This is a genomic window from Brevundimonas sp. GW821-FHT09G01, assembly GCF_059416065.1.
The window spans coordinates 173727-199188 of the sequence record NZ_JBWKOL010000002.1 but is presented as its reverse complement, the minus strand read 5'-3'; the positions used below and the strand labels follow the sequence as shown (position 1 = coordinate 199188).

Sequence of the window (25462 nt, the reverse complement as noted above, 5' to 3'; positions counted from 1 at the left end):
CCCAGTCGAGACCTCATGAAAATCCGCGTCCGCGCCGACCTCGTCTATCGTTTCGATCCGCCCACCGACGCCATCTACAAGATCCAGGTCGCGCACTGGCCGGGTCAGCATGTGCTCGAGGAACGGCTGACGACGACGCCGCATGTCGACTTCATCGAGGACGAGGACGATGAGTTCGGGGCCCGGACCCTGCGCGCCCACCTGTCCGGCGAGGTGGCCCTGACCTATGAGGCGGTGGTCGACAACGGCACCCTGAAGGGCCTGCCGCCAGTGACGGTGCAGCACGACTGGAACGACCTGCCGCCCGAGGTGCTGACCTATCTCTGGCCCAGCCGGTACTGCCCGTCGGACCAGTTCGGCCGGTTCGTGGAACGGACCTTCGACGGCACCGTCGGCGGCGGGCGGGTGCTGGCCATCCTCGACTGGATCAAGACCAACATCGACTATGAGCCCGGGGCGTCGGACAGCGATACGACGGCGGCGCGGACCTTCATCGATCGGGCCGGGGTGTGCCGCGACTTCACCCACATGGGGATCACCCTGTGCCGCGCCTCGGGCATCCCGGCGCGGGCGGTCAGCGCCTATGCCGACCAGCTGCAGCCGCCGGACTTCCACGCCATCTTCGAGGTCTGGCTGTCGGACGGCTGGTGGCTGGTCGATCCGACAGGGCTGGCCCCGGTCGAGGGGCTGGTGCGCATCGCCTGCGGCCGCGACGCCGGCGACATCGCCTTCCTGACGACGCAGGCGGGCTGTCAGCTGGTGCGGCAGTCGATCAGCGCGGCGGCGGTCGACTAGCGGGGCTGCCGCCCCTTCCACACCTCGATGAAGTCCTGCTGGCGCAGGACCTTGTTCTGCGGGTCGATCAGGACGTGGGCGCCCGCGGGCGCCGTGACCTGGCCCCGGCCGCCGGTCATCGGCACGGTGACGACGCGGCCGTCGATCTCGACCTCGACCGGCATGGGGAAGACCCCGCCGTCGCCCGTGACCCACTCAAGCGTCAACCGGTCGCCCTCGCGCGTCTGACGCAGGTCGGGCAGGGCGGCCTGATACAGGTAGCCGCGGAAGAACCAGGTCAGGTCCCGGCCCGCCTCCTCGTTGACGATGGCCAGGAATTCGTCGGTCGTCGCATAGCGGGTGGTGAAGTTGCCGGGGCGCGGGTCCGGGCGTCCGTAGACCAACCGGGTCACCGACCGGAAGAAGGCCTCGTCGCCGATCAACAGGCGCAGCGAGTGCGCGATCAGCGATCCCTTGTAGTAGATATCGTTTCCGGGGCCGACCTCGCCCTTGTAGACCTCGTCCTCGGCCTTCTCGACGCCGGACACCACCGGGAAGCGATTGGCCAAGTTGTTGCGCTGGCTCAGCAGTTCGGCCTGGAAATACCGTTCGCCGTACAGCCAGCGCAGGTAGAGGGGCTGCATGTAGCTGCCCAGACCCTCGTGCAGCCACATGTCGTCGGCGTTGCGGTTGGTCATCTGGTTGCCGAACCACTCGTGCGCCAGTTCGTGGTGCAGCAGCCAGTCGTAGCCCTTGCCGTCCAGCCGATAGCCGTTGCCGTAGGCGTTGATGGTCTGGTGCTCCATGCCCAGGTGCGGGGTCTCGACCACGCCCATCTTCTCGTCGCCGAAGGGGAAGGGGCCGACGGTGGCTTCGTAGAAGTCCATCATCGGCGTGAACTCGGCGAACAGGGCCTGTACCTTGGCCGGGTCGTCCGTGCGCAGGTACCAGTAGGACATCGGGATCGTGTTGCCGAAGCGGCTGCGGTAGCCGGTCGTGACCTCCTCGTACGGCCCGATGTTCAGGGCGATGGCGTAGGTGTTGGGATTGGCGGCCGACCAGTTCCAGGTGGTCCAGCCGTCGCCGTGATCCTGCTTGCCCATGAAGCGGCCGTTGGAGGGGGCGGAAAGGTCCGAGGGCACGGTGATGTGCAGGTCGACCCGGCCGGGTTCGGCCAGCGGGCTGTCGATGCAGGGCCAGAAGATGTCGCAGCCCTCGGGCTGGACGGCGGTGGCGATCCACGGCTTGCCGTCGACGGTCGTGGCCCAGACGAAGCCGCCGTCCCATGGGGCGCTGGGGGCCACGCGCGGGGCGCCGGCGTAGGCGATGCGCACCGCGGCCTTGCCGCCCTCGGCGAGGGGACGGGGCAGGGGGATGGTCATGCGGCCTTCCGGATTGCTCCAGCCGCCCGGTCCGACCTCGGCGCCGTCGATCTGGACCGACGAGACGGTCAGCAGGGTGTCCAGCTCCAGCACCACGGCCTCCAGCGGTGCGGTGGCGGTGATCTCCAGCACGGCGACGGCGTCGATGGCCTTGTCGTCGGGGATGACCTTGATCGACAGGTCCGCCCGGTCGATGCGCATGGCCAGCTGTTCCGGCGTCCGGGGCTGATCGGTGCCCAGGGTGAAGTCGGTGGATTCGCGGGTGATCTCCGGCGTGCCGGCGTCCTGCGCCAGGACAGGCGCGGCGGTCAGGGCCAGAAGCGAGGCGCCCAGCAGGGCGGCGCGGCGGATGGATGCGGACATGGCGTGACTCCCCGGCGAACAGGCGGGCAGACTGGCGGGGCGGCGACCGTCACGCAACCGCCAAGGTCTGGCTTCAAGCCTCCAGTCCGCGCGCCTTGCGCTGGGCCCGGGTCGCCCGCCGGGCCCAGGCCTTGTCGATCTGTTCGCGCAGCCGGTCGTCGTCGGCCGCGGCGTAGCGCACCAGCACCGCCGGCCAACCCTCATAGTGCGGGGTCTGGAAATAGGTCCCTGGCTCGGTCTCCTTGAGGAAGTCCACCGTGCCGAGATCCAGCGCCAGGGCCAGGGCGTCCGGCTCGCGCCCTTCGTTGACGATCCAGTGGCCGCGCACCCGCACGCAACGCCCGCCGTGCAGGGTCGAATCCTCGGCCCCCGGCTGGGTCAGGGCGTAGGCGAACATCTCGTCGCGGGTCATGGGCGCAGGATGCGCCGCCTTTCGCGCAAAGCAAAAGGGCCGGTGTTTCCACCGGCCCCTTCAAACGTGATGGTCGTCGCGGATCAGGCGGCGGCGGCTTGTTCAGCCAGCTTGGCCTTGATCTGGCGCTTGATGCGCTGGGCGGCGATCGACAGCTGCTCGTCGCGAGCCTTGACGATGAAGGCGTCCAGGCCGCCCTTGTAGTCGAGGGTGCGCAGGGCGGCGTTCGAGATACGCAGCGAGAAGGTCTGGCCCAGGGCGTCCGAGCTGACCTTGACCGCCTTCAGCGACGGCAGGAACCGGCGCTTGGTCTTGATGTTCGAGTGGCTCACGCTGTGGCCGACCATCGGGCCGATACCGGTGAGTTCGCAACGACGCGACATCTGACTATCCTTCGGAGCCGTCCGCGAAGCGTGCAGACGCATGAAACAGGTGCGCGCGGGACGACATCCCGCGCGAGAGGTGGGGCGTATAGAGGAAGAGTCTGCCGGGCGTCAAGGCGTGGGGCCGTTCAGCCGCCGTTCAATTCCGGCCATATATCCCTTCTAGTCATAACGGACCAACCGCCTGAGGGGCCACGAGATGAAGACCGTCCTGACCCGAGCCGCCGCCGTCGCCGTGCCCGCGATCATCGGCGCCCTGTTCCTGGCCGCGCCCGCGACCCCGCAGGCGGCCATGGCGGCGCAGACCGGCGGCGACACCGTCCTGCCCGGCTACTGGGAGTATACGACCAGCGCGGTGGGGTCGCGCGACACCCAGCAGAAATGCGTCCGCCCCAGCGAGATCAACCGGTTCTTCGGCGGCCTGTCGACGCGCCGCTGGCGCTGCACCTATCCGGTGCGTCAGGTCGGCAACGGCAACGCGCGCTTCGAGGGCGTCTGCACCGACCACAAGAACCGCCGGGTGAACGTGCGCCTGAACGGCACCTACACGCAGGAAAGCTTCACCTTCCGCGGCGGGGCCCAGCTGGCGCGCGGCACGCCTTACCTGCCGGCCTCGATCACCGCCCGCCGTCTGGCGGCGACCTGCCCGGCCGACGCCGAATACTTCTGATTCCGGAGGAGGACCCCCCGCCGTCGGTGACGGCGGGGGGTCGCCCGCGGGCCTACCAGTAGCCGCCCGGGCAGGAGCCGACGGCTTCCGCGACGACGAAGTCCGACTTCGAACCGGCCAGCGGGCCGGAGCCGACGTTGCCGTTGACGCACCGGTCGACCTGGATGCCCACCACCGTCGTCAGGGTGGCGTCGCTGTAATAGGTCTTCTGGTACATGAGCCCCGGGGGCACGGCCGAGGCCGCGCCGGCGATACCGGCGACGGCGACCGCCGCCGCGAGCGCCAGAGACTTGATGAGCTTCATAGCAGACCCTCCTTTGGTGAAGGTCCGCATTGGGGCAAACGGCGACGCGCCTGTACAACCCCAAATAAGGTGAATGGATAACGTTCGCGTGTTTGGAGAAGCTAGTGCGTGGCGGCGCCGGGCTTCAGCTTCAGGATCTGGTGCAACACGACCGCGATCACGGCGCCGACGACAATCCCGATCACCGCCGAGATCAGGGCGGTGGTCAGCCAGCCGGCGAGGCCGCCAATCGGGCCCAGCGCATGGGCGACCGTATGGGCCAGCTGCTCGACCGGCACGGCGGGCCAGTCCAGCCCCAGGGTGTGCGTTCCGTGAAGCAGGATGCCGCCGCCGACCCACAGCATGGCGGCGGTGCCGATCACGGACAGGGACGACATGACGATGGGCATGCCCTTGACCAGCCAGCGGCCGACGGTCCGGCTGAAGCGCGACGGGCGCTCGGCCATGTGCAGGCCGATGTCGTCCATCTTCACGATCAGCCCGACCGCGCCATAGACGATCACGGTCATGCCCAGGCCGACGACGATCAGCACTCCAGCCTGGGTCCACAGCGGGGCGTCCGAGACGTCGTTCAGCGCGATGGTCATGATCTCGGCCGACAGGATCAGGTCGGTGCGCACGGCGCCCGCGACGGTCGTGGCCTCCAGATGGGCGGCGTCGCCCTCGACGGGCGCATCTTCGCCATGGCCGCCGCCGAACATCTCCATCAGCTTTTCGGCCCCCTCGAAACAGAGGTAGGCCCCGCCGCACATCAGCAGCGGCGTGATGGCCCATGGCGCGAAGGCGGTCAGCAACAGGGCGACGGGCAGGATCAGCAGCAGCTTGTTGCGGATCGAGCCGATGGCGATCTTGCCGATGATCGGCAGCTCGCGGCTGGGCGACAGGCCGGTGACGTATTTCGGCGTGACCGCCGCGTCGTCGACCACGACCCCCGCCGCCTTGACCCCGGCCTTGCCCGCCGCGGCGCCGACATCGTCGATCGACGCCGCCGCAAGCTTGGCGATCCCCGCCACATCGTCGAGCAGGGCGATAAGTCCGGAGGGCATGGGCGCGGTCACAGGTGAGAAGGGGAGGCCGCAGGGGTACGGCAGGCGAGGGCGCGTGTCGATCCGGGCACCCTCCGATGCGGCGTCCAAAAACACATAAGGATATCCTTATATGTTTCTTGACTTTGCCCCGACGCCCGGCATTGTAGCGCCTGTCGTGGTCTGCGCGTCGTCTTCGGGCGGCGCGGAGCTAAGAGGGAAGCCGGTGCGACGCCGGCGCTGCCCCCGCAACTGTAAGCGGCGAGCCGAAGGTCCATCACGTGTCACTGGGGGTTCGCTCCCGGGAAGGCCGGACCCGAAGCCGTGACCCGTGAGCCAGGAGACCTGCCCCGACAGATAACGTCCTCCGGCGGGGTGTCCGGTCAGGTCGCCTGTGCGCCGCCGGACCGTTTCCGCGCGGGCGTTCGCGCGTCCCTGCCCGAAGCCTTGCCACCAGCAAAGGCTTCGCATCATGACCGCCCGTCTCCCCGTCCAGGTCGCCACCCTCGGCTTTCCCCGCATCGGCCCTAAGCGCGAACTCAAGACCGCGCTTGAGCAGCATTGGTCCGGCCGGATCGACGAGAAGGCCCTGCTGGCCGCCGCCGCCGAGCTGCGCGGCCAGGCCTGGCGACGCCAGCGCGAGCTGGGCGCCGATATCGTCCCGTCCAATGACTTCTCGCTCTACGACCATGTGCTGGATGCGACCGCCATGGTCGGCGCCGTGCCGGACATCTACGGCTGGAGCGGCGAGCGGGTCGGGCTGGAGACCTATTTCGCCATGGCGCGCGGGTCGCAGGGTGACGGCGAGACCGTCTGCGCCCACGGCCATTCGCACGGCGGCGACGGGGTTCCCGCCGCCGGGATGACCAAGTGGTTTGACACCAACTACCACTATTTGGTGCCCGAGTTCACGGCGGACCAGGCCTTCCGGCTGGGTTCGACCAAGGCGCTGCACGAGTATCTGGAGGCGAAGGAGCAGGGGATCGAGACCCGGCCCGTGCTGCTGGGACCGGTCAGCTATCTGTTGCTGGGCAAGGCGCGGGCCGTCTCGAGCGGCGCGGCGGCGAACGACGCGGGCTTCGACCCGCTGACCCTGCTGCCCAGGCTGCTGCCGGTCTACGCCGAGGTGCTGCGGTCGCTGGCGCGGGCGGGGGCGACCTGGGTGCAGATCGACGAGCCCTGCCTGGTCACTGACCTGAGCGACACGGCGCGCGAGGCCTACGCCCATGCCTACGCCGTGCTGAGCGATGTGACCCCGCCGATCAAGCTGATGCTGACGACCTGGTTCGGCGCGATCGGCGACAATCTGGAAACGGTGCAGGCCTTGCCGGTGCACGGCCTGCACGTCGACCTGGTCCGCGCGCCGGAGCAGCTGGACGCCGTCGTCGCGGGCGCGCGGCCGGATCTTGTCCTGTCGCTGGGGGTGCTGGACGGGCGCAACGTCTGGAAGGCCGACCTGAACGCCGTGCTGGACCGGATCGAACCGGTGGTCGCGGCGGGCCGTCAGGTGATCATCGCCCCCTCATGCAGCCTGTTGCACACCCCGATCGATCTGGAGCGCGAGACCGCGCTGGACGCCGAGGTGAAGGACTGGCTGGCTTTCGCGGTGCAGAAGATCGCCGAGCTGGCGACGCTGGCGAAGGCCCTGAACGAGGGGCGCGACGCGGTGCGTGAGACCCTGGACGCCTCGACCGCCTCGGTGGCTTCGCGCCGGGTCTCGCGGCGCATCAACGATGCGGCGGTGCAGGCCCGGGCCGCCGAGCGCGACCCCGACCTGAGCCGGCGCACGGCCTCGTTCGAGGTACGCCGCCTGCTGCAGGACGCCCGCCTGGGCCTGCCCGACTGGCCCACGACCACCATTGGCTCCTTCCCCCAGACCCCCGAGGTTCGAAAGGCCCGCGCCGACCACGGCAAGGGGGCCATCGATGACGCGGCCTACGAACGGTTCCTGCGCGAGGAGACCGCCCGCACGGTCAGATGGCAGGAGGAGATCGGCCTGGACGTGCTGGTCCACGGCGAGTTCGAGCGCAACGACATGGTCCAGTATTTCGGGGAGCAGTTGTCGGGCTTCGTCTTCACCAAGGCGGCGTGGGTGCAGTCCTACGGCTCGCGCTGCGTCCGCCCGCCGATCCTCTACGGCGACGTGTCGCGGCCGAAGGCCATGACGGTGGAGTGGTGGCGCTACGCCCAGTCCCTGACCGAGCGGCCGATGAAGGGGATGCTGACCGGTCCTGTAACGATCCTGAACTGGTCCTTCGTGCGCGACGACCAGCCGCGCAGCGAGACCTGCCGCCAGATCGCCTTCGCGATCCGGGACGAGGTGGTCGATCTGGAGACCGCCGGCGCCCCCATCATCCAGATCGACGAGGCCGCTTTGCGCGAGGGCCTGCCGCTGCGCCGCGCCGACTGGCAGGCCTATCTGGACTGGGCGGTCGAGGGCTTCCGCATCGCCGCCTCGGGGGTGCGGGACGAGACCCAGATCCACACCCACATGTGCTATTCAGAGTTCAACGACATCATCCGGTCGATCGGCGCCATGGACGCCGACGTCATCTCCATCGAGACCTCGCGCTCGAAGATGGAGCTGCTCGACGCCTTCTCCAGCTATCGCTATCCGGCCGGGATCGGGCCGGGCGTCTACGACATCCATTCGCCGCGCGTGCCGGCGGTGGAGGAGATGACGGCCCTGCTGAAGGCCGCGGCCGCCAAGCTGCCCGTCGGCCAGCTGTGGGTGAATCCAGACTGCGGGCTGAAGACCCGCCAGTGGCCCGAGACCGAGGCCGCCCTGCGCAACATGGTGGCGGCGGCCCGGGAAGCGCGAAGTGGGGCGGTGCGGGCATGACCGTTCGCCTGATCGACATGGTGTTCCCCGGGGACGCCAACCACCACGGCACCCTGTTCGGGGGCGTCGGGCTGGCGCACCTGGACAAGGTCGCCTTCCTGGCCGCCAGCCGCCATGCGCGGCGGGCGGTGGTGACGGCCGGGTGCGAGCGGATCGACTTCGCCGCCCCCGCCCGCATCGGGGAGATGGTGGAGGCCACGGGCCGGGTCGTGCGCACGGGCCGGTCGTCGCTGGGCGTGGAGGTCGAGCTTCACGCCGAGGCCCTGCTGACCGGCGAGCGGCGGCTGTGCACGCGCGGCCTGTTCAACATGGTCGCCCTGCGCGGCGACGGAGACGAGACGCCGCTGTCGCCGGTCCAGGACGAGGCGGAGGAGGCCGATGGCTGGCTGCGAACGGTGGAAATGGTGTTCCCCGGCACGACCAACCACTACGGCACCCTGTTCGGCGGCGACGCCCTGAAGCTGATGGGCAAGGCGGCGTTCGTCACCGCGACGCGGTCCGCCCGCGCCGTGGTGGTGATGGCCGCCACCAACCGCATCGACTTCAAGGCCCCCATCGACGGCGGCGACATGATCGAACTGGTCTCGCGGGTGAAGATGACGGGGCGCAGCTCGCTGGCCGTCGAGGTTCAGCTGTGGGCCGAGGGGCTGGTGAGCGGCGACCGGCGCCACTCGGCCACGGCGGAGTTCATCATGGTCGCCGTCGACCGTACGGGGATCCCGACGCCGGTGTCCTGAGGCTCAGGCGGTCGAGAAGCCACTGCGCCGCCGCGGCGGCCCCGTCGCTCCGGACGTCGCCTGCGAGCGCCGCAGCCCGCGCTGTCGTTTCGGGCCGCAGCGCCGCGTCCAACGCCGCCGTCAGCGTCTCGACCGTGGGCGTTGGGCCCTCGTGCGCCACGCCGACGCCCAGGCCGGCGACCCGGGCGGCCCAGTAGGGCTGATCGACGAGCTGGGGGACGATGACCTGCGGCGCTCCGGCGCGGGCGGCGGCGGTCGTGGTGCCCGCCCCGCCGTGGTGGATGACGGCGGCGACGCGGGAGAAGAGGGCCTGCTGATTGATGTCGCCGACCCGGAAACAGTCGGCTCCGTCGTCGGGCAGGGCGAAGCCGGCCCAGCCGCCGGCCAGAACCACGCGGCGGCCATGGGCGCGGGCGGCGGTGACGGCGGCCCGCGCCGCGTCCTGCGAGGCGGCCATGCTCATGCTGCCGAAGCCGACATAGACAGGCGGCGCGCCGGCCTCGAGAAAGTCGTCCAGCCCCTCCGGCAGCGGGCGCGGGTCCGGCAGGATCCAGGCGCCGGTCTGGACGGCGTCGCACAGGTCGGTCGGCGCCCAGGGCCACAGGGCCGGGTCCGAGGCCAGGAGCGGGCGATCAGAGAAGACCTGGTCGCGGACATTGTCGGTCGGCGACAGGCCGACGGAGGCGCGCAGACCGTTCACCGCCTCGCCGAACAGCGCGTTCATGACGCCGATGTTGAGGTCCCACAGCGCGCGGTTATCGGTCACCTCCGGCGGGTGGGGATGGCCGGGATAGGGGAAGGGGGCGTGATGCTCGGACGGCAGGATCAGGGGGCAGAAAGAGACGTGGGCGTAGGCCGCGCCCTTCTGCTCGGCCACGGCCTGCGAGGCCGCGCAGGACGGCATCAGGCCGGTCGCCACGATCAGGTCGCAACCCTCGGCCGCCCTGGAGATCGCGCCCAGCTGGGCGAAGGCCATTTCGGCCGCGCGTTTGGGCAGGTCCACCGGCGGCTTGCCGGCGACGGCGATCCAGTCGCGGATACCCATGAAGGCCGGGACGAATGGCACGCCGGCGCGGGCCAGCAGGTCGATGAACTCCTGATCGGGCGGGGCGCAGACCACCGCTTCCGCGCCCTGCGCCTGAAGCGCCTCGGCCAGCGCCGCCATCGGCTCGACGTCGCCGCGCGATCCATAGGTCGTCAGCAGAATACGCATTCGGTCACCCTCCATTCCGAGGGTTCCGGACTCTGCGCATAAAAGCCGGCGCGCCAAGCCTTGAACGAAACTGTTTCGTGCCCACTTCCAGTCCAACTGGACGGTCAGTCGGGCAACCGAAGCGCCTTCCACTTCAACACAGCCGGAAGTCGGGTCCCCTCCGCCCAGGCCGTGAACGCTCCCAGGATGTCCTCGAATTCCAGAACTGTCTGGCCGCCTTCCGTCTCCGCGCGGAAGTGGCGATCCGCGCCGCCGTCGCGGCGCTCGAGCGTGAAGCCGCCGTTGGTCCAGCGGGTCTGGATGTAGTCCTCGGGGGCGGCCTCAAGGATCAGGATGTCGTTCGGGCCGGTTTCGGAAAGCGCCTCCTGCAACTCGGCCGCGGAGATCACACCGGTCCGCGTCGTCTCGTTGACGATCAGGGTCAGCGTCCGGAGCGGAGCGGTTGCAGACGGCGTTCGCCTGGACGGCGCCGTCGCATTGCGCACGAAGCGGACCAGAGGGTCGGCCTCAACATGCATCGCGTTCCGCAGCCAGACGCCCAACAGCCACAGGGGTATGAAGATCGCGGCCATGAACGGGATAGACCGCAGGGCTTCGGTTGCATCCCGTCCAGTGAGAAGCGCCACGAGCGGGACGAACAGGAAGGCTACGCCGATCAGGGTCACGCCAATGACTCCGTTCAGGTCGGAGCCCGCGCGGCCGGTGATCCGGGCGCCCGAGGGGTCGGAGGAAATCCAGCCGATGAGCATGGGGCCTCGGGTTATGCCCGTCCACCACAGGCAGACCAGGGAGCCGAGGATCCAGCCGCGGGCGCCGTTCTTCTGTTCGAACCAGCCCTTCGCCCGGCGGCGAATGCGGGCCTTGGCCTCGTCCGGCGAGAGGGGCGACAGGATCTCGAACGGATAGCCGAACGGTTGCAACGCCATGAACTTTCCCGACCTTCCGCGCTCGCCGGGAGTCTTGTCGGGCCCGCCGGTCCGCGCAAGACAGGGCAAACAAAAAGGCCCGGGATCGCTCCCGGGCCTTTCGTATTCCAGCGATGCGCGTCGATCAGGCGGCTTCGGCCTCGGCGGTCGCCGCGACGATGGCCTTCTTGGCGCTCAGCGACTTGCCGAGCAGTTCGACGGCGGCGTCCTTGTCGATCTTGTTGGCGGCGGCGACTTCACGGGCCATGCGGTCCAGGGCCGATTCATAGAGCTGACGCTCCGAATAGGACTGTTCCGGCTGGCTGTCGGCGCGGTGCAGGTCGCGGACCACTTCGGCGATCGAGATCAGGTCGCCCGAGTTGATCTTGGCTTCGTATTCCTGGGCGCGACGCGACCACATCGTGCGCTTCACGCGGGCGCGGCCCTTGAGGGTCGTCAGCGCCTTGGTGACCACGTCATCGGCGGCCAGCGAACGCAGGCCGGCGGTCTTGGCCTTCTTGGTCGGAACGCGCAGGGTCATCTTCTCGTGGTCGAAGGTCACGACGTAGACCTCCAGCGACATGCCAGCGATTTCCTGGGTCTCGACGGCCGCGACCTTGCCGACGCCGTGCGCCGGATAGACCACCGCATCGCCTACCTTGAATTCCAGACCGGTTTTGCTCGTCATGTCATTCCTTTCCCGGCTTCAGCGGGAGGGAGAGGCGAAGGCGCAAGGACAATAGATAAACAGCCGCCGGAAACACGCCCGTCGGTAATGTCTTTCTAGTCGTCAAATGCGGAAACGGATCACCCAACCTCTGGCCGATCCCGTCTTCGTGGACGGGATTCTGTCGCAAACGCGGGCGGCGCGAAGAAATCGCATACCGCCCGACCCAATGACAGGAACCTATCACAAATCTGCGGAATTTCAAAACGTCCACAGCGTCAGTGTAGAGAAGGCTGGAAATCCTCTCCGGATCAGGGCAGCGCGCGGGACTAGTCTCAGCTGCCCTTGCCGGGGTTGGGCGAGAAATACTTCTCGAACTTGCCGGTCTCGCGCTCGAACTGTTCCTTGTCCGCCGGCGGCTCGCCCTTGACCGTGATGTTCGGCCAGACCTTAGCGTACTCGGCGTTGACCTGAAGCCATTTGCCGTCCGGTTCGTCCTCGGTGTCCGGGACGATGGCGTCGACCGGACATTCCGGCTCGCAGACGCCGCAGTCGATGCATTCGTCCGGGGCGATGACGAGGAAATTCTCGCCCTCATAGAAGCAGTCGACCGGACACACCTCGACGCAGTCCATGAACTTGCAGCGCACGCAGGCGTCGGTGACGATGTAGGTCATGGGGTGAGGCGGGGCGTTCAGTTGGGCGCGGGAGGCGCAGATGACCCCGCGGGCCGCAGGTGTCAACAGCAGCAGACCTCTCGGGGTTGCGTAGCTGGGCTATCGGGCTATTTGTATCTAATCCGATTGCAGTTTCTCACAGGTCTCCCTCCATGCGCTCACCGTTCCGCTACATCGCCTCCAGCGTCGCCGCCGTCGCCCTTCTGACCGCGGGGGGCGTTGTCGCCCAGTCCGCCCTGACCCGCGTTCCCGCCGAAGTCAGCGCGGGCGCCTACAAGCTGGATTCCGACCACGGCAAGATCACCTGGTCGGTCAGCCACCTGGGCTTCTCGACCTACACCGGCCAGTTCGTGAACGTGCAGGCCGAGCTGAAGCTGGACCCCGCCAATCCGTCGGCCTCGACCCTGACGGCGACCATACCGCTGACGGACGTGGCCTCGGGCAATGCGGGCCTGAACGGCCACCTGCAGACGGCGGACTTCTTCGACACCGCCAACCATCCGACCGCGACCTTCGTCTCGCGCTCGGTGACGGTCGACGCCGACGCCAACGAGGCGACCGTGGTCGGCGACCTGACCCTGCGCGGCGTGACCCGTCCGGTGACGATGGAGGTCGAGTTCAACCAGGCCGGCCCGTCGATGGGCAACGCCTATCGGGCCGGCTTCGACGGCGAGGCGACCATCAAGCGCTCGGAGTTCGGCATCACCTACGGAACCCAGATGGGCCTGGGCGACGAGGTGAAGCTGCACATCGAGGGCGAGTTCACCCTTCAGCGATAGGCGCATACAGGGCGCGGGCTTCCTCGGCGGGCCCGCGCCGCTCGCCCAGACCGGTCACCTCCAGATCGATCAGCCGTCCGCCGAGGGCGAAGACCAGCCGGTCGCCGACGTGGACGGTGCGGCCGGGCTTGTCGAGGCGCACCTGGCGTCCCTGATGGGTCAGCCGGATCGCGCCCTTGTCCACCAGCGCCGCGGCCTGCGTCCGCGTCTTCGCGAACCGCGCACGCCATAGCCAGACATCGATGCGGCAGCCCGTTTCGCTCATTCGGCCGCGCCGGATTCCGGATCCGGGGTGCGGGCGTAGGCCGCGGAAAGCCGCCGGTAGTAGGTCGAGTTGAAGGCCAGGACGGTCATCAGGACGCCGGCCACGCCCGCGATGGTGAAGACCAGGGCGATGCCCCTGTCCGGCCCCCGGCCGAACCAGTCGCCGATGGCGTCCGCGCCGGCGCCGTCGGTCATGAAGGGGATGACCACGAACTGGGTCAGCGGTCCGATCAGGAAGGCGGTCAGGGGCGCGGCGGACATCTCCACGGACTGGGCGAAGCCGAACACCCGGCCCTGACGCTCATAGGGCACGACCTTCTGCAGGGTGGTCTGTTCGGCCGCCTCGGCGAAGGGCCCCACGAACATCCAGATGAAACAGCCGACCGCCAGCAGCAGGATCCACGGCTGCAGGGTGAAGACCGCCGCCGTGCACCAGGCGATCAGGTTGACCAGCATCAGGGTCCGCAACGGGTTCCGACCCAGGCCGGTTCGCGAGATGACGATCCCGCTGAGGATGAAGGCGACCGAGACCGCGCCCCATAGCAGGCCCCAGTGTTGCACCTTCATCAGCGACAGGCCGTAGGCGTCCATCAGGGCCATGAAGACCCCGCCCAGGAAGTTGTTGAAGGTCGCGAACAGGATCAGGGCGAACAGGCCCGGCACCGCGCCGATGATCCGCAGCGTCCCGCGCAGATCGATCTTGCTCAGTCGGGGGCCGTCCCCAGGGCCGGCCTTGTGGTCCGCCGTCGGCGCGGGCTCGTCCAGCCGGACCGTCAGCAGGTGGGCGAAGGCGAGGGCCGTTCCGATCAGGCCGAAGGCCAGGGTGGCCGTCAGCCCGCCCCAGGCGACGAGGAAGCCGCTGATCACCGAGGTGGTCAGGATGCCGACGCCGCTGACCATGCCGACCAGTCCGTTGGCCTTGTCGCGGCGATCCTCGGGGATCAGGACGGTGACCAAGGTCGGCAGGGCGATGCCGCGGATATTGCCGGCGATGACGCCCAGCATGATCAGGCCGATCAGCAGCCACAGGGGTGCGCCCCCGACGTCGGCCAGCGCCTGCTCCGGCGCCGGGGCGTAGGCCATGAAGGCGACGGCGTAGAAGACCAGCGAGGTGATGCTGGAGCCCAGCATGACCCGCTTCTTGCGATGATGGTCGACCAGGCTGCCGAACCACAGGGCGAAGGCGGCGGTCAGCACCAGATACAGGCCGGCGATCATGCCGGTGGCGAAGACGGATTGCGTCTTGATGTAGACCCAGAAGGTGAGCGCGAACCACACCGTGTAGTTGGTGATGCTGGCCAGGGCGTTGTTGGCGAGCACATGATGAAAGGGCGTCATCGGGCCTCTTTCGTCCGGCGGCGGCGTGGGCGGGTGGGCCTTGCGGTCGCCGGCGCCGGGGGCGGCGCGGTCAGGGCCGACAGGGCGGCGAAAGGCGAATCCTTGATCGGCTTGACGGCCTTGTCCAGACGGTCGGGTTGCCGGGCGCGGGTGGTCCTGAGCGCGGTCAGCAGCGCCCGGGCTTCGTCGGCCGTGACGCCGAGATCGCGCAGGGTCTTGTCGGACAGGCGGATTTCACCGCCCGCCCGTCTTTCAGGCAGGGCCTCCAGCAGCTCCACCGGCGCGGCGAACCGACCGACGGCGCGCAGGCCGAAGGCGGACAGCAGGCGGGGAGACGGCGGCGGGTCGGGCAGGACGCTGAGCCCCGCCGGCTTCGGGCGGAACGGTTCGCGGGCCACGAAGGCCTGGGCCGTGATCCGGGCGCGGTCTTTGAGCAGGGCGGGTTGCCAGACGGAATGGGTTCCCACCCGGATGCCGAATTCCTTGAGCGTGCGGCGCTCGGCCTGGCTGAGGGCGGCCAGATCGCGTTCGACTTCGCGCCGGTCGATGATCCCGCCGGCCTCGACCAGCCGGTAGGCGACCCCGCGCGGAAGGCCCTTCAACGTACCGTTCTCGATGGCCGTCTTCAGCCGGCGCAGGGGACGTAGCGCGCGGCCGGCCTCGCCCGCCAGCCAGGCCTCCAGCCGCTTGGCCGCCCGTTCGCGGGCGGCGACGGCGCCGAGGTCGCCCAGCAATCGGACCTTCGGCGTGAACGGTTCGCCGCCGGTGATCACGGCCGCCTGCACCCCGCGCCACAGGACCGCCCCGTCGGGGGTGACCGAGAAGGCTTCGTCCGGTTCGGCCGCCAGCTTCCCCAGGCGCCGGGCGATCTCGGGCGTCACCGCCTGTCGGGCCGCGTGGCGCAGGGCGCGGTCTTCCAGCGCCGAGGAGCCCTTGTCGATCTGGAAGTCGACGCCCGATAGGCGGCCGACCGAATGGCCTTCGACGATGACCTCGCCGGTGTCCTCGACCTCGGCCACCGCATCGCCGCGCACATTCAGCGCCTGCATCAGGGCGGTGGTGCGCCGGTCCACGAAGCGGGCGGTCAACCGTTCGTGCAGGACGTCGCTGAGCCGCTCCTCCAGCGCCTTGGTCCGGTCGCGCCAGCCCTGGGCCTGGTCCAGCCAGTCGGGGCGGTTGGCGATGTAGCTGAGCGTGCGCACGCCCGAGAGTCGGGCCGACAACTGATCGATCTGGCCGTCGTCGCGGTCCAGTTCGGCGAAGCGCGGCGCGATCCAGTCCTCGGTCAGGCGCCCCCGCTTGCCGGTCAGGGCCTGGAAGATGTCCTTGGCCAGCCGCCCATGCTCATCCAGCGTGGTCTTCTGGAAGTCCGGCAGCTGGCACGCCTCCCACAGGCGCATGATGGCCCCGCGCGAGCGGCCGATGCGGGCCACCTCCTCGTCCTTGATCAGCCGGCGCAGCAGGGTCTCGTCCAGCGCCGGGGCGGTCAGGTTCAGGCCGAAGGTGTTGGGCGTCACCGTCAGCGAGCGCAGCAGGTCGTTCAGGGTGTCGAAGTCCAGCCGGGCGTTGCGCCACTCGGCGCCCTGGACCGGATCGAAGCGATGCTCGACCACCTGTTCGACCAGGTCGGGGTCCAGCTCCAGCGCCTCGCCCGTGACGCCGAAGGCGCCGTCTCGCAGGTGGCGGCCGGCGCGGCCTGCGATCTGGCCGATCTCATTGGCGTGCAGCCAGCGGGTGCGGCGGCCGTCGAACTTCCTCAGGCCGGCGAAGGCGACATGGTCGACGTCCATGTTCAGCCCCATCCCGATGGCGTCCGTGGCGACCAGGAAGTCGACCTCGCCCGACTGGAACAGTTCGACCTGGGCGTTGCGGGTGCGGGGCGACAGGCTGCCCATCACCACCGCCGCCCCGCCGCGCTGACGCCGGATCAGCTCGGCGATGGCGTACACCTGGTCGGTCGAGAAGGCGACGATGGCGCTGCGTCGGGGCAGGCGGGTCAGCTTCTTGGAGCCGGCGTAGCTGAGGGTCGACAGCCGGTCGCGGGCCACGATCTCCACGTCGGGGACGAGCGCCCGCATCAGCGGCGCCATGGTCCCGGCCCCCAGGAACATGGTCTCCTCGCGCCCCCGGGCGTGCAGCAGCCGCTGGGTGAAGACGTGGCCGCGCTCCGGGTCGGCGACCAGCTGGATCTCGTCCACGGCCAGGAACTCGACCGTCCGCTCCAGCGGCATGGCCTCGACGGTACAGACGAAATAGTGCGGCCGGGCGGGGATGATCTTCTCTTCCCCCGTGATCAGGGCCACGGCGGCGGCCCCGCGCCGGGCGACGATCCGGTCATAGATCTCGCGCGCCAGCAGACGCAGCGGCAGGCCGATCATGCCCGAGGCGTGACCCAGCATCCGCTCGACCGCCAGGTGGGTCTTGCCGGTGTTCGTGGGCCCCAGGATCGCCGTCACGCGCGAGGGGGCCTTGCCTGTGCCGCGGTCACTCATCTCAGGTGAAAGGTGGCGTGTCCCGCACGGTTCCTCAAGCGGAAGTCTCGTCTTCGGGACCGGCGTAAACGTCGCGCTGTCCCTCAGCGGAACAGGGGCGAAACGAATCAGGACCGAATCACCGACACGGCCCGATTCGGGGTTTGTTCCCTACAAGATATTGTATCTTAAGGGCGATTAACCACAATCATTTTGAGGCGGCTCGCGCCGGGGCGGGCAAGAAAAAGGGGCGACGGGAAGAAATCCCCGCCGCCCCGCTTCCGTCACGCTTTGCGCTCCGGTAGTTCACCCGGCCATGGCCCCGTAGCTCAGCTGCATAGAGCAAGGCTTTCCTAAAGCCGAGGTCGCAGGTTGGAGTCCTGCCGGGGTCGCCAAACCCATTGTCGAACTGTCCCGTCCGCGGAGCGTCATGGCGCGCTCAGCGACCGGTGCGGCGAGCTTCAGCCAGTTCTTCAGCGGCGATGGTGAAGTCGGCCTGGAACTCGGGGGCGGCCTTCAGGGCCGCGACGATCGCCGCGCCGACGATGCGGCCGGCCTCGACGTCGCTGGCGTAGTGGACGCCGCAGATCATCCGGCTTTCGCCGTAGGCGACGCCGCGCGACAGCAGGGCGTCGGCGCGGTCCGGCGCCATCTCCGCCAGCACCAGGGCCCAGGCCCAGCCGAGGGCGGCGTGGCCCGACGGATAGGAGCCGCTGGTCCCGAGCCACGGTTCCGGCTGGAAACAGGTCTCGGCTGGTTCGACGACGAAGGGGCGAGGCCGGAAATAGTTACGCTTGGCGGGGGTCTGGATGGTCTCCAGATCGCCCAGCATGCGCCCCAGCAACAGCGTCAGGGTGGGCATCCGCTCCGGGACGAAGGCGATGCCGAGCGCCTCGTCGAAGATGCGGGGCGCCGACGGCGTCTCGATCTCGTTGTCGGCGGCGGCCTGGGCCCAGCGCGCCGTGCCCTTGAGGGCGCGGGTGGCGCGGTAGACGGCGATGTCGTCCTGTTCGCGCAGGGAGCCGGGCCGGGGCGGCGGGGGCAGGAAGTTCGCGGCGTTGGGCGCGGAGCCCTCATCCAGGTAGCCGTGCGGATGATCACGGAAGCCGATCCAGAAGATCGGGTCCCGCGCCGGCGCGGCGGCGCAACCGGCGAGGACGAGAGCGAGGGCGGCGCCGACCAGAAGGGGGGCGTTGGGAAGGTGCATCATGGGCGTTCTGGAGCTTGTTGGTCAGGCGGACTGGGCGCCGGGGCGGCCGTTCTCGACCACCCAGGTGTTGAGCGTCGACAGGGACGCACGCGGGTCGCGGACGTCGCTGATCTGCTGATAGCGGGTGGTCATCAGCTCCGGCGTGACGTCCATCGAGATGTAGCCGCGCACCCGGCCGTCGAAGAATTTGATGTGCGGATTGGCGGGCATGGCCGACATCAGGCCCTCGTAGGGCGGGCCGCCCGAGGTGATGGAGGTGCCGACGAACTCGGTCGCCACTTTCGGCGAGGACTCATCCTGGCTGTCGAGCAGGACATCGTTGGTCCAGAACGAGTGGTAGTCGCCGGCCAGCACGACCGGATTGTTCGGCTTGAGCGTATGCAGGGCGCGGGTCATGCGATCGCGCGCGGCGGGGAAGCCGTCCCAGGTGTCGGTCCAGTAGCGGGTCTCGTCGCCCCGGTTCTCGAACCGCAGCCCGGCCATCACGAGGTTCTGACCCAGGATGTTCCAGCGGGCGTCCGTCCGAGCCAGGCCATCGTAGAGCCAGGTCTCCTGATCGAAGCCCAGGAAGGTGCGCGACGGATCCAGACGGTCGGTGCACTGGCTGTCGGCGACGATCTGGCCCTTGGCGCCGCCTTCGACCGTACAGGCGCCGCGCGAGCGATACTGCCGCCCGTCCAGCATGTAGAATTCGGCCAGCCGGCCATAGCGGACGCGCTTGTAGATCGGCATCTGCAGCCGGGCGTCGACGCGCGTGCGGCGGATCGGCATGGCCTCGTAAAAGGCTTGGTAGCCGGCGGCGCGGCGCTGCCGGAAATCGGCCGTTCCGCCGTCCTTGTCGGGCCAGACGCCGGAATAGTTGTTCAGCACCTCGTGGTCGTCCCAAGTGACCAGACAGGCGGCCGCGGCGTGCAGGCGCTGCAGGTCCGCGTCGGTGCGATGCAGGGCGTAGCGGTTGCGGTAACCGGCCAAGGTGGTGGCTTCCTCGAAGCCGTAGTGGCGCACGTTCGAGGCCGCGCGCTCGCCGGTGCGGCTGTATTCGTAGATGTAGTCGCCCAGGAACAGGGTCAGGTCCGGCACCTCGTCGGCCATGTGGCCATAGGCGCTGAAATAGCCGACCTCCCAGTTCGAGCAGGAGGCGACGGCGAGGCGCATCCGGTCGACGGCGGCGTCGGGGGGCGGGGCGGTGCGGGCCATGCCGACCGGGCTCTGCTGGCCGGCCGCGGTGAAGCGGTACCAGTAGGGCCGGCCCGGGCGCAGACCCTGCACCTCGACATGGACGGCGTGGGCGCTGGAGGCGTCCGCGGTGATCCGGCCGCCCGCCGCGATCCGGGTGAAGCGCTCGTCGGCCGAGACTTCCCACAACAGATCGATGGGAGCGGACAGGCCGCCGAAGCCGTCCGGTGCGATCGGGTCGGCGGCCAGGCGCGTCCAGATCACGAAGCCGTCGGGCCAGGGATCGCCGCTGGCGACGCCGAGCGGGAACAGATAGGTGCCCCCGGCGTGGGCGCGACCGAACTGAAGCACCACCGGCGCGGCGACCAGGCCGCCGATCAGGGCGCGGCGGTTCAGGGATGGCGGGGCGATCAGCAGAGACATCGGCGGCGTCCGGGAAGACGAAAGGAAGGACCGGCGGGTCGGAGGGCCGACCCGCCGGAGGGGCGACTTCGCTTAGAAGTCCATCGACAGGCGCAGGCCGACCGTGCGGCCCTGGTTCGGCGAGGCGGTCGGACGGGCCGAGCCGTTGAAGCCGTTACGGGTCTCTTCGTAGTAGGTGTTGAAGAGGTTGCGGCCCCACAGGGTCACGCGCCAGTTGGCGTCCGAGGGTCCCATGCTGAAGTTGGCGTTCCACAGCCAGTAGCCGGGCAGGACCGAGCTGGACGCCGCGTTGTAGATGGCGTCGCGCTGCATGTAGTTGGTCTCGGCCCGCCAGTCGAAGCCGGCCAGCGACCAGTCATAGGCGACCGAACCGCCGTAGTTGTATTTCGGGAACTGCAGCGGTTCGCCCGAACGGTCGTTCGAGATGATGACGGTCCACGGCCCGTTCGTCGGGTTGGCCGCGTCTGTCGCCGCGCCGTCGATGGCGAAATACTCGGTGTATTCGCCCTCCTTGTAGCCGAAGTTCTGGCTGATCGTCAGGCCTTCGAGCGGCATCCAGGTCAGCTCGATCTCGCCGCCGTAGATTTCCGACTTGGGCACGTTGGTGATCTTGCCGAGGCGACCTGCCTCGCGGTCGTACTCCAGGCCCTGAACCTGCTGGTTCTCATAGTCGTAGAAGAAGACCGAGCCGTTCAGGCGCAGGGTGTTGTCGAACAGGTCCGACTTGAACCCGGTCTCGTAGGCGATGACGATCTCGGGCTTGAACGGGGTCGCCGAGGTGCCGTTGTAGGTGGTGAAGCCGCCGGACTTCACGCCCCGCGCCACGCTGGCGTAGAGCATGGCGTTGTCGGCCAAGTCGTACTCCAGACCGAAGCGGCCGGTCACTTCCGACAGGTCGGTCTCGTAGGTCACCTTCGGGCCGACCGGCACGTTCAGGCGACGGGTGCCCGAAGTGGTCAGGCTGCGGTCTTCCTGTTCCCAGCGCAGGCCGGCGATCAGGGTCAGGCGGTCGGTCAGGGCGAAGCTGTTGTGGGTGAAGACGCCCATCGCCTGCACCGACTGCTCGTAGGGCGTGTTGATCAGTTCGCGGTTGGCGCCGCGGAACTGGGTGTAGAAGCCGCCGTCCAGGCTTTCATCGGCGTAGTGGGCGCCGACCATCCAGTTCAGGCGACCGATCTCGTTCGACAGGCGCAGTTCCTGGGACAGCACTTCCAGGTCGTTGTAGAAATAGACGTCGGACTCGTTGAAGCGGGTGCCGTCCCAGTCGTTGTATTCCGAGCGGTTGAAGGTCTGGTAGGCGGTGACCGAGTTCAGGGTCGCCCAGCCCAGATCGGCCTCGACGCGCGCGGCCAGGTCCAGACCGTCGTTGTCGCGGCCCGGCTTGGAGCCGAGCGCGCGGCCCGAGACGGCGGCCATTTCCGGCGACAGCTGCCAGCCCGTGATGCGCCAGGCGGTGTCGGTCGGATAGGTGATGCTGCCGTCGTTGACCGCGTAGGGCCCGCGCAGGCGGAAGCCCAGGCCGTCCGACTTGTCCATGGCCCAGGTCGCGGCCAGGTCGACGGTGACGTTTTCGGCGGCGTCCCAGGTCAGGCGGCCGCGGATGGCGGTCTTGTCGCGATCACCGAGGCGCTGGCCGGTGTCGCGGTGGTACTGCCAGGCGCCGCCCTGTTCGGTGACGGCGGCCAGGCGGCCCAGCAGGCCCGGCGCGATCCGGCCCGAGACGAAGCCCTCGACCTTGTAGCGGTCGTAGGAGCCGTATTCCGCGGTGAAGCCGGAGCGCAGGTCGGCCGTCGGGGCGTTGGTGATGATGTTCACCGCGCCGCCGGTGGTGTTGCGGCCGTACAGGGTGCCCTGCGGCCCGCGCAGGACCTCCATGCGGGCAATGTCGAACATCGCGCCCTGGGTGGTGATCGTATAGGGGTGCGCGACCTCGTCGACATAGACGCCGACCGTCGAGGAGTTGTTGCTGGAGTATTCGCGGGTGCCGATGCCGCGGATGCGGAAGCTGGGCTGGCCGCTGCCGAACTGGCTGTCGACCTCGAGGTTGGGGACGACATTCTCGATGTCGTTGACGACGTTGACGCCCTTCTCGTCGAGCTCCTCGCCGCCGATGACGCTCAGGGCGATGCCTACGTCCTGGCTGTTCTGTGCGCGGCGCTGGGCGGTGACCACGACATCATCGAGCGCAGAGGCGCCGTGCGTCGTTTGGGGCTCGGAAGCGGTCTGGGCCATGGCGGGCAGCGCCGCCAGGGCCAGAATGGCGCTGGACGCGCCGAAGAGGAGACGTTGCATTTTTTGACCATCCATCGGGCGACGCGCGGAGTACCCCCACCCTCGCGAGCCGAGTGTTCTGGGATGTCGTCGAACGCCTGCTGGTCCGGTCGAGGGTCGAGGCGGCTCCCGCAATGGGGAGGAGCTGGAGCCACCGTCGCGACGAAGAAAAACAAACGTTCGACAACGATCCGGCAGTAGGATGGGCGAGCTATGCTTTTGTGACGCCCGCCTGAAGTGTTTTTGTCAGATGTTCTGGGACTTTGTGACGCCCTGGAGAAAACGCCTGTTTTACCGCGCCTTGCGCGCGACCAGCTGGCCCGCCGCGGTCTGGAGGTCCGTCGCGCTGACCGGGGTTCCGGTCGTCAGGGCGATCAGGGCCGCGCCCTTGTACCAGAGCGCGAAGCGGGTGGCCGCCAGCCGGGTGAGGTCGAACTCGGCGGGCCAGATTCCCGCCTGGTTATAGTAGGTGCCGCCGCCCTCAGGGCCGCGCAGCAGCATGGCGAGATCTCGCAGGGAGGCGTCGCGGCGGGCCTCCACGCAGATGCTGGCGATCAGGCGGGCGTAGCGGACATAGAACCCTTCGGCGTCCGGCTGGATGGAGGCGAGCGGGATCATCCGGGAGGCCCAGCGATCCAGGTCGACGCGGGCGGGATCGTCGTCCGGCTTCTGGCCGGCGAGATAGCGCGGCATGTCCCGGAAGACGGCGTGCCAGACCGCGTCCAGGACGAACCTGCGCATGTCCGGCCAGTGGTAGGCGAGGGTGGAGGTCGAGGTCCCGGCCACCGCGCTGACCGACCGGTTGGTGATCGCCGTGAGGCCGCCGGCGAGGATCTGGTCCGCGGCGATGTCCAGCAGCTTCAGGGGCATGGAGTCCGGATCCATGCCGTCCGTCGGCGCCTTGGGCAGGATCAGGCGGTGGCGATACCACAGGGTGGCCGTCGGCGGGCCTTCGGGAAGACCCAGAAGCCGGTCGGCGAGACCGCCCAGGCCCTCGGCCGCGATGACCTGGTAGTCGGGGCGGCCCGCAAGCGCTCCGGCATAGAACTGCTCGATGGTCAGGGTCGCGACCAAAGGCTCGGAAAAATCAGCTGTTCGATCTTCGGTTGCGAGGTGGGCGCGCCACGCGTCTACCCTGAGCGCATGCCAGCGGCGCATGAGGTCGCGGCGCTCGGCGCCGGCGTCCGCATCCAGCGTCAGGGCCTCCCAGATGCGGACGAAGCCGGCGTCGTCCGCGGCGCGCCGGTGAAGATAGTGCTGGACCAGCGCCAGCAGGCTGTCGCGCCCCGGGCTCAAGCCCTCCGCCGCGTGGAAGAATTCGGCGTGGAAGGTCGCGTCGCGGCGCAGGGCCTCCTCGCCGACCGCCTGGATCAACCCGGCCTTGGTCCCGAACAGGTTGACGATGACGGTCGTGCTCTTGCCGACCGCCTGGGCGAGGTCGCGCATGGTCAGGCTGTGCAGGCCGTCCTTTCCGGCATGGGCGATGGCCGCATCCACGATCTGCTGGGCGTCGGCCGCGCGACTGGTCGCCTGGAGGAAGGGCATGGCGTTCAATGCCGGTGAGGTCGCGAGATGTCGAGAGTGGTGAGCTCGGGTGATATCAACCTGAAATTGGGTTGCGCGGTTTCACTATATTAAGTTGTATTCCCCTTCAGGGCACCATCCGGCGCGATCTGGGGGGACTATCCATGACTACGCGACCGATTGAGGGTTCGGGTTCGAACCTGCTGACGCTCGACAATGCGGGACCGATCCAGATGGGGTTCTGGGTCCCCAACCGGGTCTGGGCGACGGCGAAATTCCTCGTGCCGCTGCGCGACCATATCGCGGCGAAGAAGGCGGCGGGCACGCTCACGCCGATGGTCTCCGCCGTTCAGGACCTCAAGGACTGGGTCAGTTCGAACAGCGTCTACCGGATGTGGGTCAACTCGATGATCGAGCAGGCCAACGCCTTCGTCCTGACGCTGGACCCCGCGACCCGGGAGCAGATCCAGGACCAGGACGGAGACGTCGTATGGATCCCGGACTTCGACACCTTCTTCGACATGCTGAACGAGATCATCACCACCTCGCCCTCGTTCAACACGACGGCCCAGGTCGGCACGCCCATGAACGGCATGATGGCCATCGGCATGGCGACCGAGGCGGGGTTGGCCCTGTTCCACGACACGACCTTCAACGAGCAGTTCCGCACGGTGCTGGACGCCTGGAACGCCTTCCTGAAGAGCCCGGCCTCGCTCGATAAGCTGGATATCAACGATCCGGAAAAGGCCGGCTCGTGGATTTCGCAGGCCGCGTGGTCGGCGGGCGTGTGGAACCAGATGCAGTTCGACGCGACCCAGCCCGGCTATGGCTTCGACTCGTGGAATTCCTTCTTCATCCGGCTGTTCGTTCCCGGCGCCCGGCCCTTCCAGGGCGACCCGGTCACCCAGATCAACATCGGCTGCGAGACCACGCCCTGGGAGTACAGCAACAGCGTCGCGCTCGAGACCGAGTTCTGGATCAAGGACGTGAACTACTCCCTGACCGACCTGTTCGCCGGACAGACCGCCATCGCCTCGCTGTTCGAGGGCGGCCAGCTGTACCAGGGCTTCCTGTCGGCGACCCACTATCACCGCTGGAACTGTCCCCTGGACGGCCGGCTGGTCCGCTCGTGGGTGCAGCCGGGCACCTATTTCGCCCAGCGGCCGGGCCAGGGCGAGGATGTCGGCACCTGGGAGGGGACGGAGTCGCAGCCCTATCTCGGCCACGTCGCGGCCCGGGCGATCTTCATCTTCGAACACCCGACCTGCGGCTATGTCGCCCTGATCTGCATCGGCATGGTCGAGGTCTCGACCTGCGTCATCGATCCGCAGTTCCTGGTCGGGCCCGGCGATCCGGCGGTCATCGTCAGCCGCGGCGTGGAGATCGGCCATTTCGAGTTCGGCGGCTCCACCCACATGATGGTGTTCCAGAAGGATCGGGTGGTGCTGGAGGACTGGGCGGTCAACGCCGTGCAGCACCAGAACGACCCCAATCCGACCCCGCTGGGCAGCGTCATCGCCACGGCGGTGGTTTAGTCGGACCGGCCGGCGAAAACCGCACCGGACAAGGGCTAGCTGCGCTGGTGCGTGAGAGCGGGCTCCCTCGAAAAAGGGGCGGCGGGAAGAAATCCCCGCCGCCCCGCTTCTGCCACG

22 protein-coding genes, 1 tRNA gene and 1 riboswitch are annotated in these 25462 nt (G+C 68.7%); of the genes, 7 read left to right on the top strand and 16 right to left on the bottom strand.

The genetic code is table 11. The features are described from left to right. Positions 1–15 precede the first annotated feature (15 nt). Positions 16–795, top strand: coding sequence for a transglutaminase-like domain-containing protein (locus AC07NB_RS05740; RefSeq protein WP_494571248.1), 780 nt, complete (start codon positions 16–18; stop codon positions 793–795). On the opposite strand, the gene AC07NB_RS05735 is transcribed toward AC07NB_RS05740, so the two are convergent. The 3 genes from AC07NB_RS05735 to rpmB all read right to left on the bottom strand — a co-directional run bounded on the left by AC07NB_RS05735 (position 792) and on the right by rpmB (position 3314). Then, on the bottom strand, positions 792–2519 hold the full coding sequence (locus AC07NB_RS05735) for a M1 family metallopeptidase (protein WP_494571247.1): 1728 nt from the start codon (positions 2517–2519) through the stop codon (positions 792–794). The two genes, AC07NB_RS05740 and AC07NB_RS05735, sit on opposite strands and share 4 nt — an antisense overlap. 73 nt (positions 2520–2592) lie before the next feature. Beyond that, positions 2593–2931 carry an MmcQ/YjbR family DNA-binding protein gene (locus tag AC07NB_RS05730; RefSeq protein ID WP_492313872.1) on the bottom strand — a complete coding sequence of 113 codons (339 nt, stop codon included), beginning with the start codon at positions 2929–2931 and terminating at the stop codon, positions 2593–2595. An 83-nt stretch (positions 2932–3014) separates the two neighbouring features. Continuing rightward, positions 3015–3314 carry a 50S ribosomal protein L28 gene (gene rpmB, locus AC07NB_RS05725; protein ID WP_291841029.1) on the bottom strand — a complete coding sequence of 100 codons (300 nt, stop codon included), beginning with the start codon at positions 3312–3314 and terminating at the stop codon, positions 3015–3017. 199 nt (positions 3315–3513) lie between these two features. Between rpmB and AC07NB_RS05720 the strand changes: the two genes are divergently transcribed. Next, complete coding sequence (locus tag AC07NB_RS05720; RefSeq protein WP_291841027.1) at positions 3514–3984, top strand: DUF3617 domain-containing protein; 471 nt, start codon at positions 3514–3516, stop codon at positions 3982–3984. Between the two features lie 52 nt (positions 3985–4036). On the opposite strand, the gene AC07NB_RS05715 is transcribed toward AC07NB_RS05720, so the two are convergent. Both AC07NB_RS05715 and AC07NB_RS05710 read right to left on the bottom strand, forming a co-directional pair. Continuing rightward, a complete protein-coding gene (locus AC07NB_RS05715) occupies positions 4037–4288 on the bottom strand; it encodes a hypothetical protein (protein WP_291841025.1) in 252 nt (83 codons plus the stop codon). Positions 4289–4389: 101 nt separating this feature from the next. Beyond that, positions 4390–5334, bottom strand: coding sequence for a DUF808 domain-containing protein (locus AC07NB_RS05710; protein WP_494571246.1), 945 nt, complete (start codon positions 5332–5334; stop codon positions 4390–4392). Positions 5335–5475: 141 nt separating this feature from the next. Then, positions 5476–5680, top strand: a riboswitch (cobalamin riboswitch). Positions 5681–5785: 105 nt separating this feature from the next. Here AC07NB_RS05710 and metE point away from each other — a divergent pair. Together metE and AC07NB_RS05700 are read left to right on the top strand one after the other, a co-directional pair. Then, positions 5786–8155, top strand: coding sequence for a 5-methyltetrahydropteroyltriglutamate--homocysteine S-methyltransferase (gene metE / locus AC07NB_RS05705; RefSeq protein ID WP_494571245.1), 2370 nt, complete (start codon positions 5786–5788; stop codon positions 8153–8155). Further along, positions 8152–8892, top strand: a complete 741-nt coding sequence (locus tag AC07NB_RS05700; protein ID WP_494571244.1) for an acyl-CoA thioesterase — start codon at positions 8152–8154, stop codon at positions 8890–8892. Before metE ends, AC07NB_RS05700 begins: the two co-directional genes overlap by 4 nt. Here AC07NB_RS05700 and AC07NB_RS05695 read toward each other — a convergent pair. The 4 genes from AC07NB_RS05695 to fdxA form a co-directional block, all read right to left on the bottom strand. After that, positions 8846–10105, bottom strand: a complete 1260-nt coding sequence (locus tag AC07NB_RS05695; protein ID WP_494571243.1) for a glycosyltransferase — start codon at positions 10103–10105, stop codon at positions 8846–8848. The two genes, AC07NB_RS05700 and AC07NB_RS05695, sit on opposite strands and share 47 nt — an antisense overlap. A 104-nt stretch (positions 10106–10209) precedes the next feature. Continuing rightward, a complete protein-coding gene (locus tag AC07NB_RS05690) occupies positions 10210–11031 on the bottom strand; it encodes a hypothetical protein (protein WP_494571242.1) in 822 nt (273 codons plus the stop codon). 124 nt (positions 11032–11155) lie between these two features. Then, positions 11156–11698 (bottom strand): CarD family transcriptional regulator, encoded by a 543-nt coding sequence (locus AC07NB_RS05685; RefSeq protein ID WP_492313866.1) that lies wholly within the window; start codon positions 11696–11698, stop codon positions 11156–11158. A gap of 314 nt (positions 11699–12012) precedes the next feature. Then, positions 12013–12354, bottom strand: a complete 342-nt coding sequence (gene fdxA, locus AC07NB_RS05680; protein WP_291834231.1) for a ferredoxin FdxA — start codon at positions 12352–12354, stop codon at positions 12013–12015. A gap of 152 nt (positions 12355–12506) precedes the next feature. Here fdxA and AC07NB_RS05675 point away from each other — a divergent pair, with 152 nt between their 5' ends. Then, positions 12507–13133 carry a YceI family protein gene (locus AC07NB_RS05675; RefSeq protein WP_494571241.1) on the top strand — a complete coding sequence of 209 codons (627 nt, stop codon included), beginning with the start codon at positions 12507–12509 and terminating at the stop codon, positions 13131–13133. On the opposite strand, the gene AC07NB_RS05670 is transcribed toward AC07NB_RS05675, so the two are convergent. Genes AC07NB_RS05670 through AC07NB_RS05660 form a run of 3 tightly spaced genes read right to left on the bottom strand, consistent with a single transcriptional unit; the run spans position 13117 to position 17227 of the window. After that, positions 13117–13398, bottom strand: coding sequence for an RNA-binding S4 domain-containing protein (locus AC07NB_RS05670; RefSeq protein WP_492313864.1), 282 nt, complete (start codon positions 13396–13398; stop codon positions 13117–13119). The genes AC07NB_RS05675 and AC07NB_RS05670 overlap by 17 nt on opposite strands. Continuing rightward, entirely contained in the window at positions 13395–14735 is a 1341-nt protein-coding gene (locus tag AC07NB_RS05665) for an MFS transporter (RefSeq protein WP_494571240.1), read from the bottom strand. The genes AC07NB_RS05670 and AC07NB_RS05665 overlap by 4 nt, the downstream gene beginning before the upstream one ends. Further along, positions 14732–17227 (bottom strand): helicase-related protein, encoded by a 2496-nt coding sequence (locus AC07NB_RS05660; protein ID WP_494571239.1) that lies wholly within the window; start codon positions 17225–17227, stop codon positions 14732–14734. Before AC07NB_RS05660 ends, AC07NB_RS05665 begins: the two co-directional genes overlap by 4 nt. Before the next feature lie 297 nt (positions 17228–17524). Between AC07NB_RS05660 and AC07NB_RS05655 the strand changes: the two genes are divergently transcribed. Next, positions 17525–17601 (top strand) — tRNA-Arg (locus AC07NB_RS05655). A gap of 44 nt (positions 17602–17645) precedes the next feature. Here the strand turns inward: AC07NB_RS05655 and AC07NB_RS05650 are convergent. The 4 genes from AC07NB_RS05650 to AC07NB_RS05635 all read right to left on the bottom strand — a co-directional run bounded on the left by AC07NB_RS05650 (position 17646) and on the right by AC07NB_RS05635 (position 23831). Further along, positions 17646–18416 carry an acid phosphatase gene (locus tag AC07NB_RS05650; protein WP_494571238.1) on the bottom strand — a complete coding sequence of 257 codons (771 nt, stop codon included), beginning with the start codon at positions 18414–18416 and terminating at the stop codon, positions 17646–17648. 21 nt (positions 18417–18437) lie between these two features. After that, a complete protein-coding gene (locus AC07NB_RS05645) occupies positions 18438–20015 on the bottom strand; it encodes an alkaline phosphatase D family protein (RefSeq protein ID WP_494571237.1) in 1578 nt (525 codons plus the stop codon). Positions 20016–20087: 72 nt separating this feature from the next. Continuing rightward, the gene (locus AC07NB_RS05640) at positions 20088–22307 is read right to left on the bottom strand and encodes a TonB-dependent receptor (RefSeq protein WP_494571236.1); all 2220 of its coding nucleotides are present in this window, start codon (positions 22305–22307) and stop codon (positions 20088–20090) included. 270 nt (positions 22308–22577) lie between these two features. After that, entirely contained in the window at positions 22578–23831 is a 1254-nt protein-coding gene (locus tag AC07NB_RS05635; RefSeq protein ID WP_494571235.1) for a TetR/AcrR family transcriptional regulator, read from the bottom strand. Between the two features lie 143 nt (positions 23832–23974). On the opposite strand from AC07NB_RS05635, the gene AC07NB_RS05630 reads away from it, so the two are divergent. After that, on the top strand, positions 23975–25345 hold the full coding sequence (locus AC07NB_RS05630; RefSeq protein WP_494571234.1) for a phophatidylserine decarboxylase associated domain-containing protein: 1371 nt from the start codon (positions 23975–23977) through the stop codon (positions 25343–25345). Positions 25346–25462: the final 117 nt, after the last annotated feature.

What these genes read in the sequence shown, in the direction of transcription:
- AC07NB_RS05740 (WP_494571248.1), top strand. Translation starts at nt 16, where the DNA reads ATGAAAATCCGCGTCCGCGCCGACCTCGTCTATCGTTTCGATCCGCCC.
- AC07NB_RS05735 (WP_494571247.1), bottom strand. Translation starts at nt 2,519, where the DNA reads ATGTCCGCATCCATCCGCCGCGCCGCCCTGCTGGGCGCCTCGCTTCTG.
- AC07NB_RS05730 (WP_492313872.1), bottom strand. Translation starts at nt 2,931, where the DNA reads ATGACCCGCGACGAGATGTTCGCCTACGCCCTGACCCAGCCGGGGGCC.
- rpmB (WP_291841029.1), bottom strand. Translation starts at nt 3,314, where the DNA reads ATGTCGCGTCGTTGCGAACTCACCGGTATCGGCCCGATGGTCGGCCAC.
- AC07NB_RS05720 (WP_291841027.1), top strand. Translation starts at nt 3,514, where the DNA reads ATGAAGACCGTCCTGACCCGAGCCGCCGCCGTCGCCGTGCCCGCGATC.
- AC07NB_RS05715 (WP_291841025.1), bottom strand. Translation starts at nt 4,288, where the DNA reads ATGAAGCTCATCAAGTCTCTGGCGCTCGCGGCGGCGGTCGCCGTCGCC.
- AC07NB_RS05710 (WP_494571246.1), bottom strand. Translation starts at nt 5,334, where the DNA reads ATGCCCTCCGGACTTATCGCCCTGCTCGACGATGTGGCGGGGATCGCC.
- metE (WP_494571245.1), top strand. Translation starts at nt 5,786, where the DNA reads ATGACCGCCCGTCTCCCCGTCCAGGTCGCCACCCTCGGCTTTCCCCGC.
- AC07NB_RS05700 (WP_494571244.1), top strand. Translation starts at nt 8,152, where the DNA reads ATGACCGTTCGCCTGATCGACATGGTGTTCCCCGGGGACGCCAACCAC.
- AC07NB_RS05695 (WP_494571243.1), bottom strand. Translation starts at nt 10,105, where the DNA reads ATGCGTATTCTGCTGACGACCTATGGATCGCGCGGCGACGTCGAGCCG.
- AC07NB_RS05690 (WP_494571242.1), bottom strand. Translation starts at nt 11,031, where the DNA reads ATGGCGTTGCAACCGTTCGGCTATCCGTTCGAGATCCTGTCGCCCCTC.
- AC07NB_RS05685 (WP_492313866.1), bottom strand. Translation starts at nt 11,698, where the DNA reads ATGACGAGCAAAACCGGTCTGGAATTCAAGGTAGGCGATGCGGTGGTC.
- fdxA (WP_291834231.1), bottom strand. Translation starts at nt 12,354, where the DNA reads ATGACCTACATCGTCACCGACGCCTGCGTGCGCTGCAAGTTCATGGAC.
- AC07NB_RS05675 (WP_494571241.1), top strand. Translation starts at nt 12,507, where the DNA reads ATGCGCTCACCGTTCCGCTACATCGCCTCCAGCGTCGCCGCCGTCGCC.
- AC07NB_RS05670 (WP_492313864.1), bottom strand. Translation starts at nt 13,398, where the DNA reads ATGAGCGAAACGGGCTGCCGCATCGATGTCTGGCTATGGCGTGCGCGG.
- AC07NB_RS05665 (WP_494571240.1), bottom strand. Translation starts at nt 14,735, where the DNA reads ATGACGCCCTTTCATCATGTGCTCGCCAACAACGCCCTGGCCAGCATC.
- AC07NB_RS05660 (WP_494571239.1), bottom strand. Translation starts at nt 17,227, where the DNA reads ATGAGTGACCGCGGCACAGGCAAGGCCCCCTCGCGCGTGACGGCGATC.
- AC07NB_RS05650 (WP_494571238.1), bottom strand. Translation starts at nt 18,416, where the DNA reads ATGATGCACCTTCCCAACGCCCCCCTTCTGGTCGGCGCCGCCCTCGCT.
- AC07NB_RS05645 (WP_494571237.1), bottom strand. Translation starts at nt 20,015, where the DNA reads ATGTCTCTGCTGATCGCCCCGCCATCCCTGAACCGCCGCGCCCTGATC.
- AC07NB_RS05640 (WP_494571236.1), bottom strand. Translation starts at nt 22,307, where the DNA reads ATGCAACGTCTCCTCTTCGGCGCGTCCAGCGCCATTCTGGCCCTGGCG.
- AC07NB_RS05635 (WP_494571235.1), bottom strand. Translation starts at nt 23,831, where the DNA reads ATGCCCTTCCTCCAGGCGACCAGTCGCGCGGCCGACGCCCAGCAGATC.
- AC07NB_RS05630 (WP_494571234.1), top strand. Translation starts at nt 23,975, where the DNA reads ATGACTACGCGACCGATTGAGGGTTCGGGTTCGAACCTGCTGACGCTC.